The organism is Psychrobacter fulvigenes (assembly GCF_904846155.1).
Taxonomy (GTDB): domain Bacteria; phylum Pseudomonadota; class Gammaproteobacteria; order Pseudomonadales; family Moraxellaceae; genus Psychrobacter; species Psychrobacter fulvigenes.
This window is the reverse complement of sequence record NZ_CAJGZP010000001.1, coordinates 3,367,138-3,387,177: the sequence shown is the minus strand read 5'-3', so window position 1 is coordinate 3,387,177 and position 20,040 is coordinate 3,367,138. Positions and strand designations below refer to the sequence as shown.

General features: G+C 42.7%; 18 protein-coding genes and 1 pseudogene. 16 read left to right on the top strand and 3 right to left on the bottom strand.

The genetic code is table 11. From position 1 onward, the window contains the following. The first annotated feature begins 192 nt into the window (after positions 1-192). The 9 genes from JMX03_RS14380 to JMX03_RS14345 all read left to right on the top strand — a co-directional run bounded on the left by JMX03_RS14380 (position 193) and on the right by JMX03_RS14345 (position 7,816). The gene (locus JMX03_RS14380) at positions 193-1,290 is read left to right on the top strand and encodes a LysM peptidoglycan-binding domain-containing protein (protein WP_201576529.1); all 1,098 of its coding nucleotides are present in this window, start codon (positions 193-195) and stop codon (positions 1,288-1,290) included. Between the two features lie 53 nt (positions 1,291-1,343). Continuing rightward, a complete protein-coding gene (dprA, locus tag JMX03_RS14375) occupies positions 1,344-2,576 on the top strand; it encodes a DNA-processing protein DprA (RefSeq protein ID WP_201597649.1) in 1,233 nt (410 codons plus the stop codon). 156 nt (positions 2,577-2,732) lie between these two features. Continuing rightward, a complete protein-coding gene (locus JMX03_RS14370; protein ID WP_201597646.1) occupies positions 2,733-3,362 on the top strand; it encodes an L-threonylcarbamoyladenylate synthase in 630 nt (209 codons plus the stop codon). A 122-nt stretch (positions 3,363-3,484) separates the two neighbouring features. Further along, positions 3,485-4,006, top strand: coding sequence for a GbsR/MarR family transcriptional regulator (locus JMX03_RS14365; RefSeq protein WP_201576537.1), 522 nt, complete (start codon positions 3,485-3,487; stop codon positions 4,004-4,006). A 124-nt stretch (positions 4,007-4,130) separates the two neighbouring features. Then, entirely contained in the window at positions 4,131-4,766 is a 636-nt protein-coding gene (locus JMX03_RS15220) for a hypothetical protein (protein ID WP_265090488.1), read from the top strand. Further along, positions 4,748-5,113 (top strand): fatty acid desaturase, encoded by a 366-nt coding sequence (locus JMX03_RS15215; protein ID WP_265090487.1) that lies wholly within the window; start codon positions 4,748-4,750, stop codon positions 5,111-5,113. The genes JMX03_RS15220 and JMX03_RS15215 overlap by 19 nt, the downstream gene beginning before the upstream one ends. Before the next feature lie 143 nt (positions 5,114-5,256). Then, positions 5,257-5,445 (top strand): hypothetical protein, encoded by a 189-nt coding sequence (locus tag JMX03_RS14355; protein WP_201597640.1) that lies wholly within the window; start codon positions 5,257-5,259, stop codon positions 5,443-5,445. Positions 5,446-5,485: 40 nt separating this feature from the next. Beyond that, positions 5,486-6,493, top strand: coding sequence for a TIGR01777 family oxidoreductase (locus JMX03_RS14350; protein ID WP_201597638.1), 1,008 nt, complete (start codon positions 5,486-5,488; stop codon positions 6,491-6,493). A gap of 249 nt (positions 6,494-6,742) precedes the next feature. After that, positions 6,743-7,816: a metallophosphoesterase gene (locus JMX03_RS14345; RefSeq protein ID WP_201597636.1), complete on the top strand. Its 1,074-nt coding sequence runs from the start codon at positions 6,743-6,745 to the stop codon at positions 7,814-7,816. 142 nt (positions 7,817-7,958) lie between these two features. On the opposite strand, the gene JMX03_RS14340 is transcribed toward JMX03_RS14345, so the two are convergent. Further along, on the bottom strand, positions 7,959-8,141 hold the full coding sequence (locus tag JMX03_RS14340) for a hypothetical protein (RefSeq protein WP_201597634.1): 183 nt from the start codon (positions 8,139-8,141) through the stop codon (positions 7,959-7,961). Between the two features lie 232 nt (positions 8,142-8,373). Then, positions 8,374-9,801: an alpha/beta hydrolase gene (locus tag JMX03_RS14335; RefSeq protein WP_201576550.1), complete on the bottom strand. Its 1,428-nt coding sequence runs from the start codon at positions 9,799-9,801 to the stop codon at positions 8,374-8,376. Between the two features lie 496 nt (positions 9,802-10,297). Between JMX03_RS14335 and grpE the strand changes: the two genes are divergently transcribed. The 7 genes and pseudogenes from grpE (at position 10,298) to JMX03_RS14300 (ending at position 18,155) form a co-directional block, all read left to right on the top strand. Beyond that, entirely contained in the window at positions 10,298-10,903 is a 606-nt protein-coding gene (gene grpE / locus JMX03_RS14330; RefSeq protein ID WP_201576552.1) for a nucleotide exchange factor GrpE, read from the top strand. Positions 10,904-11,157: 254 nt separating this feature from the next. Further along, a complete protein-coding gene (gene dnaK / locus JMX03_RS14325; RefSeq protein WP_201576564.1) occupies positions 11,158-13,098 on the top strand; it encodes a molecular chaperone DnaK in 1,941 nt (646 codons plus the stop codon). 380 nt (positions 13,099-13,478) lie between these two features. After that, positions 13,479-14,012 (top strand): porin family protein, encoded by a 534-nt coding sequence (locus JMX03_RS14320; RefSeq protein ID WP_201597632.1) that lies wholly within the window; start codon positions 13,479-13,481, stop codon positions 14,010-14,012. 217 nt (positions 14,013-14,229) lie between these two features. Next, positions 14,230-14,781, top strand: a complete 552-nt coding sequence (locus JMX03_RS14315; RefSeq protein WP_201597630.1) for a porin family protein — start codon at positions 14,230-14,232, stop codon at positions 14,779-14,781. Positions 14,782-14,980: 199 nt separating this feature from the next. Then, positions 14,981-15,436 (top strand): annotated as a pseudogene (locus JMX03_RS14310) (NfeD family protein); the annotation flags it as partial. Positions 15,437-15,748: 312 nt separating this feature from the next. Continuing rightward, positions 15,749-16,609: an SPFH domain-containing protein gene (locus JMX03_RS14305; RefSeq protein ID WP_201577690.1), complete on the top strand. Its 861-nt coding sequence runs from the start codon at positions 15,749-15,751 to the stop codon at positions 16,607-16,609. Between the two features lie 163 nt (positions 16,610-16,772). Continuing rightward, entirely contained in the window at positions 16,773-18,155 is a 1,383-nt protein-coding gene (locus JMX03_RS14300; protein ID WP_201597628.1) for an esterase-like activity of phytase family protein, read from the top strand. A 240-nt stretch (positions 18,156-18,395) separates the two neighbouring features. On the opposite strand, the gene hemN is transcribed toward JMX03_RS14300, so the two are convergent. Next, positions 18,396-19,919, bottom strand: a complete 1,524-nt coding sequence (hemN, locus tag JMX03_RS14295) for an oxygen-independent coproporphyrinogen III oxidase (protein ID WP_201597625.1) — start codon at positions 19,917-19,919, stop codon at positions 18,396-18,398. Positions 19,920-20,040 lie beyond the last annotated feature (121 nt).

The following is a 20,040-nucleotide window of genomic DNA, read 5'->3' as shown; positions in this document are numbered from 1 at the left end:
AAGCAGCTATTTTGACGATAAAGGTTATGATTTTGTAAAAAAATGTCTCATATTGTGCTATGGTGCATATAATTGTAAACTTTATAATGGTGACAGTTGATTACATCTGCGCCAGATGTTTTTGGGACGCGATCCGCTTCAGCTTCACTGAAGCATCGCCCGCGATATATATGACACTTTGTGGATATACCAATGAAAATGAGCCTTAACTCTATAGCAAAAGCGCTGCTCATCACTGCTTTAAGTAGCACAATGTTGCTGACGACTGCCTATGCCAATAACCCAGCACCCACTGTAAAAGCGGATGCACCCAATCGCTATATCGTCAAAAAAGGCGATACTTTATGGGATATATCTGGACGTTATCTAGAGAGTCCGTGGCGTTGGAAAGAGATATGGGCGACCAATAAGCAGATCAAAAACCCGCACCTTATTTATCCAAATGACATTCTCATCATGTGTATCATTCAAGGCAAGACCTTGATCGGTGTCGATACAGGAGAAGGATGTGCAGGTGTCGAAAAGCAGCTGACTGGTGACGTGGTTGCCAGCACGGTGACGATTACTTCGACAGCCAATAGTATTCCAGCCATTCCAAGATCGGCTATCCAGCATTGGTTAGATAAGACCATCATCGTTAATCCAGAAGACTTTAATACCACCCCTTATGTACTGGCATCCAAAAAACGCAACCTAATCACCGCCAGTGGCGACAAAATTTATACCAAAGGCGTGCCGCTTATCGTCGGTCAGCGTTATGGTGTATACCGTGAAGGTGAGAGATACGTTGACCCCAAGACGCAAGACGTAATTGGTTTAGAGGTCACGCAAGTGGCAACTGGAATGGTTACTAGCGTCGAAGAAAACGGTGTGAGCAGTGTGCAACTCACTGACTCATACGGCAAAGAAGTACGTGAAGGTGATCGTGTATTTGTAGAGCTAGACAATGCTATCCCACCAGTATTTTATCCTGAGCCTGCAACGGTCAATCGTGGCGGCCTCATCGTCCGTGTCATGGACTCCATCAGCTCAGCGGCGAAGGGCAGTGTGGTTGCTATCAACTTAGGTAGTGCACAAGGCGCTAAGCCTGGTGACGTGTTAACTGTTTATCAAAAAGGCCCTTTAGTACGCGATACTAAGGATAATGACACGCCGGTACGTTTGCCAAGTGAAGAGTCTGGCATGGTAATGGTATTTAATACTTTTGATAACATCAGTTACGCATATGTCTTAAGCTCAGAGCTACCGTTGAATGTCGGCGACCAGCTGTTGCCACCCCCATATTTATAAGGGTCTGTTGACCATTCAAATAAGACGAGTCAGCCAATACGAGCAAAAACACGATGTCAAAATCACCTCCTCTATCCGTTGAACAGCGCGCCATACTGGCGCTATGGTATGAGGTGAATGCGTCACTGTCTGCTTATCATAAACTCATCAGTACTTTTGGCGATGCGCAGCTTGCTTGGCAAGCCAAATTGGAAGCATGGCGGCAGTTGGGTATTCATGCTACGCACCTAAAACGCCACGAGCAGCCAGAACAAACACAAGCCAACATTGACAAAATTCAACAGGCACTCACAGAGGGACGCTATAGTCTGCTGTTTGCCGATCAAGCTGATTATCCTATGCAGCTGCTACAGATTTATGATCCGCCGCCACTACTGTTTTATCGAGGTAATAGCGCCCGCTTGCATCAAGCGCAAATCGCTATTGTTGGTAGCCGCAAGCCCACAGCGCATGCGCAAAAGACGACTTTTGATATGGCGCAGTATTTAGCGCAAGCAGGTTATGTCATCACCAGTGGCCTTGCGATGGGTGTGGATAAGCGTGCACATCTAGGGGCATTGGCTCAGGCTGATGCTGAATATCAAGGACGTACTATCGGCGTCATGGGTACAGGTATTGATGTGTATTATCCCAATCATCATGACCAATTATTTGCGCAAATTATCGACCAAGGTGGCTGTATCATCAGCGAGCTATTGCCGCATACTCAGCCGCATAAGCATACCTTTCCGCGCCGCAATCGTTTAGTCGCAGGACTGAGCTTAGCGACGATTGTGACCGAAGCGACTATCAAAAGCGGTTCGCTGATCACCGCGCGCTTGACATCCGAGCAAGGTAAACAAGTCTTTGCGATTCCCAGTCACATTGACAATAGTAATGCTGAAGGTTGCCATCATTTAATACGTGAAGGCGCGACCTTGATTTACCATCCTCAGCAAGTACTAGAAGATGTTAATGGTCAGTTGGGTTATGAGCGTTATGCATACAAAGCAACAGATATGTCCGCCTCAAATAGCGATCAGATACCTAGTGCTATAGGGGCAGACAGTGGCTCTATCACAGCGGCTCATCAATCGACATCGCCTAATGTCAAGCCCTCTCCCAGTACTGTCGTCATACCTGAGCATTTAGCAGTTGTTTATGAGCAGCTGGATTGGCATGGACAGGATTTGGATGCGCTGTTGGTTGCTACTGAACTTGCAGCGCCGCAACTTATTGGACAGTTGATGGAGCTTGAGTTACTGGGCATTATCAGCGTGCAAGGCGGGCGTTATTTACGCGTCTAAAGCCATGCTTCTCCTACCTTCAAATCTTTTTTTGGTAACTTCTCAGCTTTTGAGCTGTATGCAATTTTGGCAGTTTTCAACTTCCGCTATCCTAGTCTTTTTGTATCCTGTGTTATTATAAGTACCTATCTTCTATCCTTCTGAAATATTCAAACCATGAACCAATCTGCACCACTTATTACTGACTCTGTCATTCAAGCTGCTAAATGGCTCAGTAAAGGGGAGCTACTCGCTTATCCAACCGAAAGCGTCTGGGGTATTGGCTGTGATGCTTATGACCAAGCGGCCGTTCAGCGTATTTTGGATATCAAGCAGCGTCCGCAAAGCAAAGGCATGATTGTCATTACCGACAGTGCAGAGCGTTTAGCGCCTTTATTAGACGCTTTAGATGATGCTCAGCGTCAACAAGTCATTAACAGCTGGCAGACAGATAGTCATACTGATGATCTACAATATCGGCAAGCGCATACTTGGCTACTGCCCATTCCGAGCACACTTGCTACAACCATTCCTCCTTGGATAACTGGTCAGTATCAGACGGTCGCGGTTAGAGTCATTGCTCACCCAATCATCCGTCAGCTGTGTCAACAGATGGTCAGTAGCCACAATCCATTTGGACTATTGGTCTCTACCAGTTGTAACCCATCAGGTCATCCGCCTGCTAGTACGTTCGATGAAGCCTATGCCTATTTCGGCGAGCAAATCCGCTACTTACAAGCTGAAACCTTGGGTTATACCTTACCAAGCCAAATCTGTGACGCTATGACAGGCAAAGTCATCCGCTAATGAAAATAAATAAATTTGAAGTACTTTTATTCCTTGATTTCAGTCTTGACAGAAATTAAAGAATAGCGCAGTATGAACGAATAACGTCATAAAAACCTGAAAATAGCGAGTACACATCAATCATGAAACTAAATCCTGTGACCGAAAAATTTATCTTACATTGGGGCGAAATGGGCTCGCAGTGGGGTGTCAATCGCACCATGTCGCAGATTCATGCATTACTTTATATTATTGGTAAGCCTCTAAACGCCGAAGAAATTACCCATACCCTAGGGGTAGCACGCTCTAATGTCTCAAACAGCATTAAGGAATTGCAGCATTGGGGCTTGATACAAAAGGTTTCGATACTAGGCGATCGTCGTGATCACTTTACGACCAATACCGATGTTTGGGAGCTGGCACGTATTATCGTCGTCGAACGACAAAAGCGAGAGCTCGCGCCAACAGTACAGTTCTTACAGGAGCTGATGGAGAGTCCTGAGTTTGAACATGAAAATAGCGAAGTAAAGGCTCGTATCCGCGAGACTCAAGAATTCGTTGAGACAGTCACTACTTGGTCTTCTGAGATGCTTAGATTACCGACAAGCGCGCTTAAAAAGATACTCAAGCTTGGCGCTAGTATTAAAAAGGTATTAGGACAGTAGCATTATAAAAGTACTTAACAATAAAAAATTTCAGCATTAATTTCTGTTTTGACAGAAATTAATGTAAATAATGGCACTTATATAAGCTCTTTTTATTAGCAGCTACAACAAAAGGATTTGTAAAATGAAAGCGAATAAAATACAGAGTAATAAGAGTACAGCGATCAAACATGCTTTGAGCTCATTAGAATGGCAAGATTTGCACCAATTGAGTCGCGGTCAGATTGCTTACAATGTGATTTTGCCCTATCCGTTTTTGTTGTTGTCATGGTGGTTTGCTAGCCAGTCTTGGTATGTGTTGGCATGCGGCGCTTCTTATTTCTTTTTTGCTGCAGCCTTTCGCCAAGCTCACGACGGTTATCACCATAGTTTAGGCACCAGTAAACATACGACCACGGGCATATTATTGTTACTTAGTGTGTTATTGATGACTGGCTTACACAGTATTCGAGCCACTCACATGGAGCATCACCGCAATCCATTGGGTGACAGTGACATAGAAGGTGGTCTGGCGAAACTATCATGGTGGCAAGCACTGTTAGGAGGCGTGACTTATCGACTTGATATCTATCGTCAAGGGCTACGTCTAAGCAGCCGTCGCAATCGACGCCTAGCTTGGCTAGAGTTTGCTTCAATTATTTTGGTCGTTATGGCTGCAATCGGCCTTAGCATAGTGAATGCTCCTACTGCTGCACTGCTGCACTGCTGCACTGCTGCACTGCTGCACTGCTGGCGCAAGTGTTGGTTTATCACATACTGACGATGACGCTTGCCAACGTGAGTGTCGGAATCATTGCGGTCTGGGGCGTGCACCATGATTGTGATGAGACCGTCGCCCGTACTGAGCGTAATAAATTGGTCAATATACTGACTTTTAACTTACTGTACCACGTAGAGCATCATCTTTTCCCCGCGGTACCATCCAACCATTTACCTGAGCTTGCCAAGCGATTAGATGCGGCAGCACCACACCTGACCAACCAACAAGTATTGCCACGTATGAGTGAGCTTATAAGCTTTATAAAGAACCTCTGGAATAAAATAAAAGACAGATATCATCATAGTAACGATGATGGTGAGTGCCCTATCCGTAAACGCTTTGCGTAGTGGAATTAGCAATTGCGTAAGCTTTATTGAAATTAAGAGAAGGTGCTAGATAAATACTCATCAATTATCCATGGCAAATTCATGAGCACTACCAAGACACTATTTATACTAAGTTAACGACTAACGGTTATAGGATAAATATAATGAAAATGAATAAAAGGGTTGAGGCATATCCTTACCTACAAGTGATTATTTTATTTGCAGGACTTGGCAGTGTTATTAGTGGGCTGATTGTGCAGCTGTTATTGCCAGCTGCATTGCTTTACCAAAAGTATGTAAAAGTCGTTTTGATATCACTGCCAAAAAGGAAGACGATGGTTATAAAGAGTTAACTTTAAATAAATGATAAATAACAAGTATAGGGAGCAGGGCATGAATATTCTCATTAGCGGTGGTTCAGGATTTTTGGGTAGTGCGTTTAGTCGTGAGTTAATGACACGCTACCGTGCGCAGAATAGAGAGCTGCACATTACTTGGCTGACTCGCGATAGCAGCCAAGCGCATCCTGATGGTGTCAGTATGATGACCTATGATGAGCTTGCAAAGACTGATAAAAGCTTTGATGTGGTTTTAAATCTAGCAGGTGCTGGCATTGCTGATAAGCGTTGGAGCGATGCGCGTAAAGAGCAACTGCTCGCTAGTCGCGTGAAGCCAACAGAGTCGCTACTTGAGTTCATCGCGCGCAGCAGCACCAAGCCAAAACTTTTGGTCAGTGGTTCAGCGATTGGTTGGTATGGTGCCCAAGGTGATAAACCACTGACCGAAAGTAGTGGGTATGAGACGGACTTCTCTCACAAGCTTTGTGATGAGTGGGAGCAATTGGCCCTAAAAGCAACCGAATATGGCGTACCAGTGGCTATCGTGCGTACTGGCGTCGTTATCCATCCTGATGGCGGGATGATTGGTAAATTGCTACTGCCATTTAAGATGGGCGTTGGCGGACAGTTAGGCGATGGCAAACAAATCATGAGCTGGGTCAGCCGTGAGGACTGGGTAGGGGCGGCTATCTTTATCATTGAGAAGCATCTTGCTGGCAAGTCTCACATTCAGAGTACTGATACCAAACAAGTTACTGACTCAACTTCAAATAGCCTAACGACCAATGACAACAGCTTGCAGACAACAAATGATACAGCCGCGCTAGTATATAATCTCACTGCGCCCAATCCTGTGACCAATCATACTTTTACCAAGGAGCTTGGGTCATGGCTAAATCGTCCGACTTTTTTTAGCTTGCCAAGCTTTTTTCTTAAGCTAATATTTGGTGAGATGTCGACCTTATTAATTGATGGGCAAAAGGTATTACCGCAAGCCTTACTTGATGCGGGTTATGAGTTTAAGCATCTAACATTGCAGCAGGCGTTAGAAAAGCAAAAGTAGGAAAAGCAAAAGTAGGAAAAGCAAAAGTAGGAAAAGCCAATGTTGTTTCACATGAAACAATATTAGCGGGTTAATTTGCTTTTAATAGTTTATTTGAAACTTTTACTGTGTTTTTGAGATAAATAAAACTGCAAAATAACTATGGTGCATCCAAAGATTATGGAGTTTTTATGAAATCAATCTCCCTATCTTTAGCGTATAAGGGTTTTGGCGTAAGATAGCCATATCTTTATTTGATCAGACCTTATTATGTGGTTTTTTATCGTTTTTACTCAAATACTAGTCATCATGACCAGTGTTATTGTTTGGTGGTTCATTCAACCAAGTCGTACTTTCAGTAAAGTTGCGCTCATCTTGGCTATTTTTGTTATTAATAATGTGGCATTGGTTTACGGACTGACTGAGTATTGGTATGAGCGTTTTCATGTTTATTTAGTGATTAGCATCTTGCAAGGGTTTATGCTTTATGCTGTTTTTATAGTCGCTATTGGGTGGCTGATTTATAGAAAGCTATTTCAGCGAGCCCTACCTCCCAAGCTTGTACGTTCGTTTGCTGTCGTTGTGTATATGGGGATTGTTGGCTTAGCTGTATTCAATGCCTACTCGCCAGTGGTACATAATCTGACGGTGACGACAGATAAGCCCATGCCACAACCCCTGAAAATAGCCTTAGTATCGGATACCCATTTGGGTCGGTGGTTTGGTAATCGGCAGATACAGAAGATGGTTACCTTAATCGATGCCCAACATCCTGATGTGGTGGTTATCGCTGGCGACATTATGAATGACACTACCATCGCCTATGACAATACCAACATGCATGAGCAACTATCGAAACTAAAAGCACCGCTTGGCGTCTATGCTACCTTGGGCAATCACGATTATCAGGGTTATGATGAGCAGATAGCGCGTGCTATCGAAAAGGCTGGTATCAAAGCGCTTGATAGCGAGAGTGTGCTGCTAGATGGTTCGGTATGGCTGGTTGGACGCTCGGACGATGTTGACCTTACACGCTTGACAGCGGAGGAACTATTAACTCAAGTAGACACAGACAAACCAGTTATATTTTTAGAGCATCGTCCTGACAATATAAAAGAGATAAGCCCTTTGCCAATCGATTTGCATCTATCTGGACATACGCATGGCGGACAGATATTCCCACTAACGACACTGATGAAATGGTTCAAACCATTAGCGCATGGTACCAAAAACATAGAAGACACACAGTTTTTGGTGACATCAGGATATGGGTTTGGCCCTGTGCCCTTTAGATTGGGCACGCGCTCTGAGGTATGGATAATTACTCTGCAGCAAGCCGACTAAAGAGACAGCCTGTGCAGTTGCACATTAGATATATAGATTAAAGTAATAGATGTGTTTATTTAGAAAATCACCGAGCTGTCAAAAAAGACCTGTAGTGTCAGTGATTTTTGCAGAATGAGGAATAGACTTCAAAAAGTAAGGATTAGATACTAGCTGCTGATTTAAATGCTGATTCATCATAATCTTCGCCATGAGTGACGACGATAGTGCCTTTATCTATATTGACATTGACCCACTTTACGCCTTGTAGGTTCTCAGTATCAGCAACTAATTTATCAGCAGCATCCTTGCTAGTGACTTGAGCTTGGTAGGTTGTTTGTGGCATTGGTTTCTCCAGTAAGTTTTTTGGTTAATAAGCACTTTTTTATATAGACATTTTAATAGTTGATTGCTCAGTATTAATACGTCTCTTGATGAACTCATAAAGGTAGCAAAAGACAGCATATCTGTAAATAAGCGACTTTGTCCCTTCAGTATTACGTTATTTCTAGAGTGAGTCGGCTCCAAAGTTTTATCAGTGCGAGCTATAGCGTTGAGCATAATCTTCTCAGTCATACTTATTCCATACATACGCACGTTGCTGATGACGATAAATCACTTTTTTCTTTTTGAATTAACTGTTTTATAAAGCGGTTAAACCCATCAATAATGTATCTGGTTTCATAGCCTAGTCTCTTATGCACGCTCATTAAGTTAACAAAGCCATGCGGTGCACCAAGCACAGTATGGGTTTTGACTTCAATATCATGACTGCGCAGCTGTTTTGCATAGGCAAACGCTTCGTCACGCAGGACATCTAACTCGGCAGCCACCACGTAGGTGGGACATACTTGGCTGTTATCACCAAGCATTGGCGAGTTAAGAATATGCTGGCGAGGTAATGGGCTATTCTCCAAACAGGCAGCATCAAATACTGCCACGTCTGCGTGGTCTAGTAGTAGGCCTTCACCATACAACTCCCAACTTGGATAGTCATTTTCGACATCGGTCACTGGGTATAAAGGCATTTGTGCAAGTGGATGGGGCAAATCCTTTAATAGATTGAATGTCTTTTGACCATCCAAACCCAAGTCTGACCACGCGCTCTTCGTTGGTGTGATCACTTGCTGCGCAATCAAAGTTGATAAACCGCCGCCAGCGCTATCACCAGCTAGGACGATACGAGATGACGATGCGCCAAGAGCCTGGCAGTTTTCAGCCAACCAAGCGTAAGCGCTGATGCAGTCTCGTAGTGCTGCTGGAGAAGGGTGTTCTGGTGCTAAGCGATAGTCCACACTAACGACTGCCCAGCCAGTTTGCGCACAGACGGTATGACAAAACTCATGATGCGTATCAATATCACCGATACAAAACCCACCACCATGAAAGAACAACATTACTATCTCGTCAGGATTTTGATTTTGTGCGTTTATAGAGCGAGCGTCTGTATGGCTAGCGCTTGCTTGATAGCAACGCACAGTCATTTCATCCTCGTCAGCATTGGCGATGGTTTTGTCTTGCCAACTTACGGCAGTGCTGTTCTTTTTAGTAGAACACCTCGCTTTGCTTAATATATGGGTGGTATTTTCTCGCCATACTTTTGGCGCTTGCATTGCAACCGCATCGGCCGCAAATTTTTTGCGCAGCTCAGCCATTTCTGTCAGTTGCAAAGGTCTTTTTAGCTTGCTATTCACCGCGAGTATCAAGCGTAGGTGCGCATCAACATGCAAATACTGCTTTGAGATGGGACCTTTCAAATACCTAATTAAGCTTTCTAATAAGGGTGTTGGCAGGTAGCCAAAACCTTTCATCACATAATGCAGTGTATGCTGCTGATAACTTGTTAATGGATTGTGGTTGAGCAGTATTTGTTTGACTGATAAGGGGTTGTCATCAGTGCTACTTTCTTGCTTATCGCTTGCTACTTGACCCAAAGAGGTAAATTTGAATGTCTTTACCGCTTTGTCGAGCAAGGTCTCAAACGATGCTACTGGTAAGCTTGGCATAAAACCTCTCATAAAATTATTGTCAGTATTGGCTGTAATCAACCAGCTGTTACTTTAGCTTAAGTTATATTATTTAAAGCGATAATAAGGCAAAAACAATGATTTTAAGTTTTATTTAGTAATCATTTAGATAGTAATAGTAAAGCATCAGGAATGGCTGAGGTTTTTTGTGGGTATCGTTAGCATCCAAAACTATTTACTGTACTTAGAACTGTGCTTAAAGAGAGACGACTCTCTATCTACTACAAACTACTTATCAAATTACTGCAAAACACTTGCCAAAGTTTGTACGACTTATATTGTCAATAAAAAATACCTATGCTTTAGGCTTGAAATTTAGACTCATGACCTTTATCAATCAGCTATTAGATACTGTTGTGACAAAGACATGATTGAGCCAAATAAGTTGGCATCCAATGAGAGTGTATCCAAAATCATTAAACGTTCGTCAAATTATTAAAAACCTATTATTTTATTAAAATCATAAGGAGCTATCATGAGCGAGCAAGTCCCTAATCACGAACATGACGTAGAAAACCCAAAGGCTGCACAAAGTAATATCGAGCGTGAAGACAGCGTATTAGCAGAAACGCTGAATGAGTTTGATCCACAAAATAACTCAGAAGAGAACACGACCATTGAAAACGAGATCGATATTGATGCTTTCAACGCGCGTATCGCAGAGCTAGAGGGCGAAGTCAAGCAAGCCCGCGAGACCACTGCTCGTGCCAATGCAGAAGCCTACAATGCGCAAAAGCGTATGGAACAAGAAGCAGATAAAAGCAAAAAATTTGCTTTGCAAAAATTTGCCAAAGAGTTGTTAGAGGTCGTCGATAATTTAGAGCGCGCTATTGAAAACGCTGACGATACAGATCCAGTTGCTGAAGGGGTGAAGTTGACTCATAAAGCATTACTGGATGTCTTGAATAAGAATGGCGTAGAAGTCATCGATCCACAAGATGAGAAGTTTAACGCTGATTTTCATGAAGCGGTAGGTATTGATACCGACGCTCCAGCAGATACGGTCGGTACGGTATTGCAAAAAGGCTATAGCCTAAATGGTCGCTTACTGCGCCCTGCTATGGTACGTGTCGGACAGTAGGGTATCAGAGGCGCTAAACCTTATTAAAGCTAAGGATATTCACAAAAATACACACAAAGGCAGGTTTTTGCATCGATATTGACTTGAAAAGTTATAGATGCAAACCGATATAAAGCAACAAGTAACCGCTTATAGACTGTTATTAAAAACTTCGAATAATCAGCTCTATCGCGGATGGACAACTTAACCAGTGCTGCTGGTTAGCCACTAATATTAAACATTTACGTATCAAAATAGATTTGGAGTAATAAATTATGGGTAAAGTTATTGGTATTGATTTAGGTACAACTAACTCATGTGTTGCGGTAATGGAAGGTGATAGCGTTAAAATTATCGAAAACGCGGAAGGTACACGTACCACACCCTCTATCGTCGCTTATAAAGATGACGAGACACTGGTTGGCCAATCAGCCAAACGTCAAGCAGTCACCAACCCAAATAACACTTTGTTTGCGATCAAACGTCTGATCGGTCGTCGCTTTGATGACAAGGTCGTACAAAAAGACATCGGTATGGTGCCATACAAAATCGTTAAAGCCGATAATGGTGATGCTTGGGTCGAAGTAAACGGTAAGAAGTTAGCGCCGCCACAGATTTCTGCTGACATCTTAACAAAAATGAAAAAAACAGCAGAAGACTACTTAGGTGAAAGCGTTACTGAAGCGGTCATTACTGTCCCTGCTTACTTTAACGACTCACAGCGTCAAGCAACGAAAGATGCGGGTAAAATTGCTGGTCTTGATGTAAAACGTATTATCAACGAACCAACAGCCGCCGCACTCGCTTATGGTATGGATAAAAAGCAAGGCGATAGCACGGTTGCTGTCTATGACTTAGGTGGTGGTACTTTTGACGTATCAATCATCGAAATCGCTGACGTCGATGGCGAGCAGCAGTTTGAAGTATTATCAACCAACGGTGACACTTTCCTTGGTGGTGAAGACTTTGACTCAGCTTTGATTGACTATCTAGTCAATGAGTTCAAAAAAGAACAAGACGTCAACTTAAAAGGTGACTCACTAGCGATGCAGCGTCTAAAAGAGGCTGCTGAAAAAGCGAAGATTGAGCTATCAAGTGCCCAAAGCACTGAAGTGAACTTACCATATATTACTGCTGACAGCAGTGGTCCTAAGCATTTAGTCATAACCATCAGCCGCTCAAAGCTAGAGAGCCTGACGGAAGAGTTGGTACAACGCACGATGGGTCCTTGTAAGATTGCACTAGAAGATGCTGGCCTTAAAAATGCTGACATCGATGACGTTATCTTAGTTGGTGGTCAGACGCGTATGCCACTTGTACAACAGAAAGTACAAGAGTTCTTCGGTCAAGAGCCACGTAAAGACGTTAACCCTGATGAAGCAGTAGCAGCGGGTGCAGCGATTCAAGGTGCAGTATTGTCTGGCGACAAAACCGACGTATTACTACTTGACGTAACGCCACTGACGCTTGGTATCGAAACAATGGGTGGTGTGATGACGCCAATCATTGAGAAAAACACCATGATTCCTACTAAGAAATCACAAGTGTTCTCTACGGCAGAAGATAACCAGCCAGCAGTAACGATTCAGGTCTATCAAGGTGAGCGTAAAATCGCTAACCAAAACAAACAGCTTGGCCGTTTTGATTTAACCGATATTCCACCAGCACCACGTGGTCTGCCACAAATCGAAGTGACCTTTGATATCAACGCTGACGGTATCATGAACATTTCAGCGACTGATAAAGGTACTGGTAAAGCACAGAGTATCCAGATTAAAGCAGACTCCGGCTTGTCGGATGAAGAAGTCGAGCAAATGGTACGCGACGCTGAAGCGAACGCCGCTGAAGATGAGAAGTTTGCGAACTTAGCACAAGTGCGTAACGAAGCAGATGGTCGTATCCATGCGGTACAAAAAGCACTGAAAGAAGCTGAAGATAAAGTGACTGAAGATGAAAAATCGACAGTAGAAACAGCCATCTCTGAGCTTGAAGCGGCTACCAAAGAAGATGATCACGACGATATCAAAGCCAAGCTTGAAGCGTTGGACAACGCATTCTTACCGGTCAGCCAAAAGATCTACGCTGATAGCGGTGCAGGCGCTGAAGGTATGGATCCAAATCAGTTCCAACAAGGTGCGGATGCAGCAGATAGCAGCCAAGCTGACGATGATGTCGTTGATGCCGAGTTTACTGAAGTTGATGAAGACAAAAAATAAGCATTAACTGCTGATTGTGAACATAGCTTAAGGAAAAGCGCACTCTATGGAGTGCGCTTTTTATTGTGATATAAAGCTCTATATCACAATAGGTATATGAGAGTGCTGATACTGTCTCAGTTCATTGAATGATAAAAGTGGACATAAAATGAAGCATAAAGCTAGGTTTGTAACAAGATATTTCATATCTAGGCCTTTGTAACCCAGTTGCTGACATACGCTTGCAAAACTTAACTGTCGCACTATTAAACACTGACACAGCGTTCGAAATACTTTGTTACTATATATTCATCGTTAGCAAACAAGGCGATGTGGCTACTTTTAGTCAGTAGTAATAAATAAATAACTTGTTTGTCAAAATTCGTTTTAAGGAGATAATAATGAAAACTTTACAAAAAACTTTATTAGCACTAGCAGTAGGTTCTTTAGTTAGCGTAGGCGCACAAGCAGCTGTCTCTTACGGTAGTGGTTATGTTGGTCAGCCGTACGTAGGTATCAAAGCTGGTCAGTTTGACTTAGACCTTAATGGTGCAGACAAGCCAACAGCTTATGGTGTCTATGCTGGTTATAACTTCGATCCTAACTTTGGTATGGAAGTTGAGTACTTAGGTTCAGACGATGCGGATTATTATAATGGTGACGTAGATGCCAAGACTTATGGCGCTTATGGTACTTACCGTTATACTTTCCCGAACACTGCTCTATATGCTAAAGGTAAATTAGGTGTTGCCAGAACTGAAGTGAAAGCTTCTAGTACTGTTCCACTTAGTAACATCTCAGACAAAGATACCAGTATTGCTGGTGGTATTGGTCTAGGTTATGCAGTGAACTCAGATTTCAGTGTCGAAGCTGAATATGACAAGTTGGGTAGCGATGCAGATCTATGGACTGTTGGTGCACACTTAAAGTTCTAAATATCTAGTTAGTAACTTATTAAATATAAAAACGATCGCTTAGGCGGTCGTTTTTTTGCTAAAAACTCTCTATAAAAACTAATATATTTTGATTAAAGAATGTATGATAGAAACTGTTTACTGATGTTAAAGTTTTAATGACAGTTTGAGCGATATTTTATATAAAAAATAAATGCTCAGTTTCTTTAGTTAACTATTTGTTTGATTAGGAGGGTGTATGAATATTTTACAGAAGTCTTTGATAGTTTTAGCAACTGCCTCATTAGTAAGTGTGAGCGCACAAGCAGCTATGACCTATGGGAGTTATACCACTCAGCCATACGTGGGTATCAAGGCTGGTCAATTTAGTTTGGATGTTGATGATGCGAATGTCGATGATCCAACAGCTTATGGAGTCTATGCAGGTCTCTATTTTGATAATAACTTTGGTATGGAAGTTGAATACGTCGGTTCTGATGATGCTGATATCAGCGCTGATGGTATCAAAGGTGATATTGATGCCAAGACTTATGGTGTTTATGGCACTTATCGTTACGCTTTTGCTAATACCGCACTATACGCCAAAGGTAAACTAGGTCTTGCGAAGACTGAAGTGGATATTAATTTAACTGATGGAAGGTCACTATCGACTAGTGAAAAAGGTATCGCAGGTGGCATAGGCTTGGGTTATGCAGTTAACCCTAGTTTTAATGTTGAAGCAGAGTACGGCATAATGGACAGCGATGTTGATGCCAAACTACTTACTCTAGGTGCTCATTTAAAGTTTTAAGTCTCTGAAATACGGCTTATTAGCTATGATAAAACGATCGCTTAGGCGGTCGTTTTTTTGTGCGTTTAATTTTTTTAGATAATAGTTTCAATTATATCTCTACTAGGATAATAATAGGTTATATTATTGATTTTTAAGACAATATCTATAACCAAATTGTGGTACATTAAAAGGTAGGAATGCAGAGGAGGGTATGGCAATGATTGAGACTATTTGGATGATTGAGCCTTGGCATTGGCTCGTACTGGGTTTTTTATTGATGATTGCTGAGATTTTTATTCCGACCTTTGCTAGCCTTTGGTTTGGCGCTGCTGCGGTTATCGTTGCTGCCTTAGCTTGGTTATTACCTATCCCTTTATTTGCACAAGTCATTATCTGGTTAGCTCTATCCGTAGTATTTATGTTTGCTTGGGTCAAATATATCAAACCACTATCGGTAGATCGTACAAAGGCTGGACTGGGCGGTACTGTAATCATCGGAGAGACAGGTATGATTGTCGTTAAGCCGCAAGACGGTATCTCTGGGCGTGTACGTTTCAATGTGCCTATAGTGGGCGCAGATGAATGGGATTGTCGTACTATTGATGAAACTGTGGAAGTAGGTGATCGAGTGGTGGTGACTGATATTACTGGTAATGAGCTAGTGGTAGCGCCTACCAAACGTATTGCAGCACCTGTCGTTGCTAGTCGGCCCAATATCAATGAGTTAAGATCCAATGAAATGAATCGTCGTAAAGTTGAGCAAAGTAAGCTGAGCCTTAATAAAGAAAACCTTGATAGAGCTCGCCTGAATAAGAAGTTTACAGACAATTGATAGGCTGAAGTCGTTACTTAGCATAACCATTCGTAGGAGCTATTTACAGTACAATCATACAATGGATTAGTAGAGATCAAAAAATGAGACATTGCTGCACTATTCAGAGCAATGGCGCAAGGAGAGAGCTTTATGAATAGTATTATCAATAGCATGAATGGCCTTAGTATCGTTATGCTGGTATTGGCTGCGCTAGTCGTCTTTACGGTATACAAAGGCGTATGTATCGTGCCGCAAGGCTACAAATGGGTGGTTCAGCGGCTAGGTAAGTATCAACAAACTTTAGAGCCTGGATTTAGTATTATTATTCCTTTTGTTGATAGGATTGCCTATAAAGTAACGACTAAAGATATCGTCCTTGATATCCCCTCACAAGAAGTCATTACTCGTGATAACGTGGTTATTATTGCCAACGCCGTTGCTTATATTAATATCGTGCGCCCTGATAAAGCGGTTTATGGTATTGAGGATTATGAGTATGGTATTCGTAATTTGGTGCAGACTTCATTGCGTTCTATCATTGGTGAGATGGATTTAGATAATGCCTTATCTAGCCGTGATGAAATTAAAGCCTTGCTTAAACATGCGATTTCAGAAGATATTGCCGATTGGGGTATTACCCTTAAAACAGTAGAGATTCAAGATATTAATCCTTCACAAACCATGCAGGCGTCGATGGAAGAGCAGGCAGCGGCAGAGCGTCTCCGCCGTGCGACAGTGACACGTGCCGATGGTCAAAAGCAGGCTGCTATCTTGGAAGCAGATGGGCGCTTGGAGGCCTCACGCCGCGATGCTGAAGCGCAAGTCGTACTGGCCAAAGGGTCTGAAGAGTCTATTCGTCTTATTACCGCTGCTATGGGCGATGAAGAAATGCCGATTGTCTACTTGCTTGGTGAGCAGTATATCAAGTCGATTCGTCAGTTAGCTGAGTCTGATAACTCAAAAATGGTGGTATTACCTGCTGATATACTAAGTACGGTAAAAGGTATGGTTGGTGATAAACTAAAAGTTTAACCAGTCATGTTTTAACCATATCTAAGACAAAGAACGCCTAAAAATAGTCAGTTAGCTTATTATGCGCTGGCTATTTTTTTGAGTTGTAATTAGTTAAAATTTTTCTTCAATCGGTAGCAGGTGTTGTTATTTTAATAATAAAAACTGTTTAAGGAATGCAAAAATGACCAAGCAAGATGTGAATACAGAACTCATCAATATAGATGAGTTTGTACAAGGCAGTCCATTACCTTATGTCGTGCTTGATGACTCGCACACCAATGCTGCTTATCCTGAGAGGAAGCTTGAGATTCGAGGCGGCGGCTTTGGCTCAGATGCAGCGGCACATCCAACCAATGCCAATCAGTTTTATGTGCTGACCGATCGTGGCCCCAATGCTGATTTTGAGGGCATTGCAGGTAAGGGTAAGCAGTTTTTGGTACCTGATTATACCCCGCGCATTGGGCTGTTTGAGCTACAAGCCGACGGAAGTATTACCAAGATTAAAGAGATACTGCTTAAAGACAGCAGCGGCAAGCCTATTTCTGGATTACCAAATCCAAAAGCGTTGGGCGGAACCAATGAAGTCCCTTACGATGTCGATGGACAGCCGATGACTGTGAATCCAAACCTACCTTTTGATGAGGTGAGTAACCCCATCAGAACGGATATCAATGGTCTGGATCCTGAAGGCCTTGCTGTACTCAAAGATGGCAGTTTTTGGATCAGTGATGAGTATGGGCCGCACTTGGTTCATTATGATGCGGACGGGGTAGAGATTGCACGTATCAATCCGTTTGCAAGTGATGAGCGCAATAACGTGGTCATTGATGGTAAGCAGATTTTGTTACCGCCAGAGTTTGCTAAGCGTCGTGCCAATCGCGGAATGGAAGCGTTAAGCATCACTCCTGACCAGACGACGCTGGTCGGTATTATGGAGTCCTCTATGGATAATCCTGATAAGTCAGGGCGTATCTCTAGTTTGGTGCGGATAGTCACTATCAATTTGGATTCGGGTCACATAGCGCAATATTTGTATCGTCTTGATAAAGCGCAGCACGTGACATCGGGCATTGTTGCGCTCAACAGTTATGAGTTTTATGTGATTGAGCATGACCGTAAGTTTCCGCTACAGGATAGCTCTGCGCAAAAACTTATCTATAAAATTAATATCGTTGATGCTACTAGTATTGAGACGATTGCTAGCACAGATATTATCAAGCCAGACGATACAGTAGGCTTGACTATCGACGGACAAACGCTAGAGCAGCTCATTGCAGAGAGTGAAGACAATTGGCAAGTATTTGAAAGCATAAGTATTAAACCAGTTAAAAAATCTTTGGTAGTCGATGTTCTCGCGGCATTAGACTATCCACATGACAAACTAGAAGGTCTATGGTTGCGTCAAGATGGCTCACTTGGGCTACTCAATGATGATGATTTTGCGCTGACAGACTCAACGATTATCAATTCGAAAAGTACCGTTGAGCAAAAATATCTGGATAGTGAAAAAACCATAGAGGATGCCAATAGGCTATATATCGTCATGCCTACTGAATATAATTAATCCTAAATAAAAAGTATCATTATTATAACGTGCTACTGGTATAAATTTTCCTTGCGTGCTGTGCTTACGCAGACAGAGGCTGCGTAAAACTTACTCCAGTAGCACTGTATGTCTTTATAGAGGAACGACGGTAGACTAGATTGACTTAATTTAAATAACCACCTTTATCATAAACAACAAAAAAGACCTCAGTTTTGAATTGAGGTCTTTCTCTATCATTAATAGCGGAATGAAGAGGCCTTAAATGACCTTGGAAAAGCGGTTCTTATGCTTTTTATCAAGATATTCATCAAATACCATGGCTACGTTACGACCAAGCAGGCGACCTTTCGGTAATACCCGAATACCAGCAGCATCCATATCGATAAGCTTGTCTTCTTGCATGGCACCAAGCTGTTGAATTTCCTCAATAAAGTAAGTGATGGCATCGATACCGAATTTTTGGTTGACGTCTTTAAAGTCGATATAGTCGTGACAGAGTAAATTCATAATCACATATTCACGCAAGCGATCTTTGATAGAGGTTTTGATAACTTTTACCGCAGGCATGACAGCAGGATTGCTCTGTGCAGCATCTATATTGGCTTGGTAAGCTTGTAGGTCCGTATCGTTTTGTAGGATATAGCGGGTATTGGCATTGGCAATTTGACTGATGGATGAAACGCCAAACCCCAGCAAATCACAGTCGCCCATAATGGTGTACCCTTGGAAGTTGCGATGCAGCTTGCCTTCGCGCTGTGCGACAGCCAACTCGTCATCAGGCTTGGCAAAGTGGTCGATACCGATATATTGATAACCCGCTTCGCTCAGCGTATTGATGGTATTACCAAGCATGGTGAGCTTAGCCGCTGGATCTGGCAAGTCTTCATCTTTGATTTGGCGTTGGGCTTTAAAGCGCTCTGGCAAATGCGCGTAGTTGAATACTGACAAGCGATCTGGTGACATCTCGATGATGCGGCGTACCGTTTTATCTAAGGTCACAGGTGTCTGATGCGGCAGGCCATAAATTAGATCAAGATTAATAGAATGAAAACCTAAGTCACGTGCCTCGTTGAGTACGTTTTCAATAAGCTCCGCTGAATACACGCGATTGACTGCGATTTGTACGGTCTCGTCTAAATCTTGCACCCCTAAGCTGACTCGGTTAAAGCCAAGCTCTCGTAGAGTCTTTAGGGTATTATCACCTAGCTCACGTGGGTCGATCTCGATAGAGTAGTCACCTTCGTCTTCAGGTAAAAACTCAAATTGAGTCTGCAAAAACTCCCACAGTTGTACCATCTCTTCATCACTTAGGAAGGTTGGCGTCCCGCCGCCTAAATGTAGCTGCTTAACGAGTGGTTTATCACTATCATCTGGCACCGCTAATAAGCGACGCTTATGCTTAATCTCAGCCATTAAATACTGCAAGTAGTCACCTGAGTCGCTGTTCTTTTTGGTGATAATTTTATTGCAGGCGCAGTAGTAGCAAAGATGACGACAGAAGGGGATGTGAAAATACAAAGATAGCGGTGCACGGGCTTCGCGATCTTGAAGGATTTTTGTCTCAAGACCATCAGGTATCTCTGAGAATTCTAAAGCGGTCGGGTAGGAAGTATAGCGTGGTCCCGAACGGTTGTATTTATTGATAATCGCTTCATCAAAAGTAGGTAGCTGCTTACTAGCTAAGCTACCGCGAGTACTCGCGTAAGGATTGTTGGGCTCAACAACAGGACGGACGGTGGTGGGTTGCTGCTCATTGATTAGACTTTCTGAGTATTCAGTCATACGGTACTCCTGATATTACCATCTTACTATTTTAAACGCCCATGAGATAAATGTTACTAAACACTTGTTATTGTTGGTATTAATAACTAAGTCTTTATCGTCTAATTGGTAATAAGTGATG

Excerpts from the sequence above, each read along its gene's own strand:
- JMX03_RS14380 (WP_201576529.1), top strand. The coding sequence starts at position 193 with ATGAAAATGAGCCTTAACTCTATAGCAAAAGCGCTGCTCATCACTGCT.
- JMX03_RS14345 (WP_201597636.1), top strand. The coding sequence starts at position 6,743 with ATGTGGTTTTTTATCGTTTTTACTCAAATACTAGTCATCATGACCAGT.
- JMX03_RS14320 (WP_201597632.1), top strand. The coding sequence starts at position 13,479 with ATGAAAACTTTACAAAAAACTTTATTAGCACTAGCAGTAGGTTCTTTA.
- JMX03_RS14300 (WP_201597628.1), top strand. The coding sequence starts at position 16,773 with ATGACCAAGCAAGATGTGAATACAGAACTCATCAATATAGATGAGTTT.
- JMX03_RS14370 (WP_201597646.1), top strand. The coding sequence starts at position 2,733 with ATGAACCAATCTGCACCACTTATTACTGACTCTGTCATTCAAGCTGCT.
- dnaK (WP_201576564.1), top strand. The coding sequence starts at position 11,158 with ATGGGTAAAGTTATTGGTATTGATTTAGGTACAACTAACTCATGTGTT.
- JMX03_RS14315 (WP_201597630.1), top strand. The coding sequence starts at position 14,230 with ATGAATATTTTACAGAAGTCTTTGATAGTTTTAGCAACTGCCTCATTA.
- JMX03_RS14340 (WP_201597634.1), bottom strand. The coding sequence starts at position 8,141 with ATGCCACAAACAACCTACCAAGCTCAAGTCACTAGCAAGGATGCTGCT.
- grpE (WP_201576552.1), top strand. The coding sequence starts at position 10,298 with ATGAGCGAGCAAGTCCCTAATCACGAACATGACGTAGAAAACCCAAAG.
- hemN (WP_201597625.1), bottom strand. The coding sequence starts at position 19,919 with ATGACTGAATACTCAGAAAGTCTAATCAATGAGCAGCAACCCACCACC.
- JMX03_RS14365 (WP_201576537.1), top strand. The coding sequence starts at position 3,485 with ATGAAACTAAATCCTGTGACCGAAAAATTTATCTTACATTGGGGCGAA.
- dprA (WP_201597649.1), top strand. The coding sequence starts at position 1,344 with ATGTCAAAATCACCTCCTCTATCCGTTGAACAGCGCGCCATACTGGCG.
- JMX03_RS14350 (WP_201597638.1), top strand. The coding sequence starts at position 5,486 with ATGAATATTCTCATTAGCGGTGGTTCAGGATTTTTGGGTAGTGCGTTT.
- JMX03_RS14305 (WP_201577690.1), top strand. The coding sequence starts at position 15,749 with ATGAATGGCCTTAGTATCGTTATGCTGGTATTGGCTGCGCTAGTCGTC.
- JMX03_RS15220 (WP_265090488.1), top strand. The coding sequence starts at position 4,131 with ATGAAAGCGAATAAAATACAGAGTAATAAGAGTACAGCGATCAAACAT.
- JMX03_RS14335 (WP_201576550.1), bottom strand. The coding sequence starts at position 9,801 with ATGCCAAGCTTACCAGTAGCATCGTTTGAGACCTTGCTCGACAAAGCG.
- JMX03_RS14355 (WP_201597640.1), top strand. The coding sequence starts at position 5,257 with ATGAAAATGAATAAAAGGGTTGAGGCATATCCTTACCTACAAGTGATT.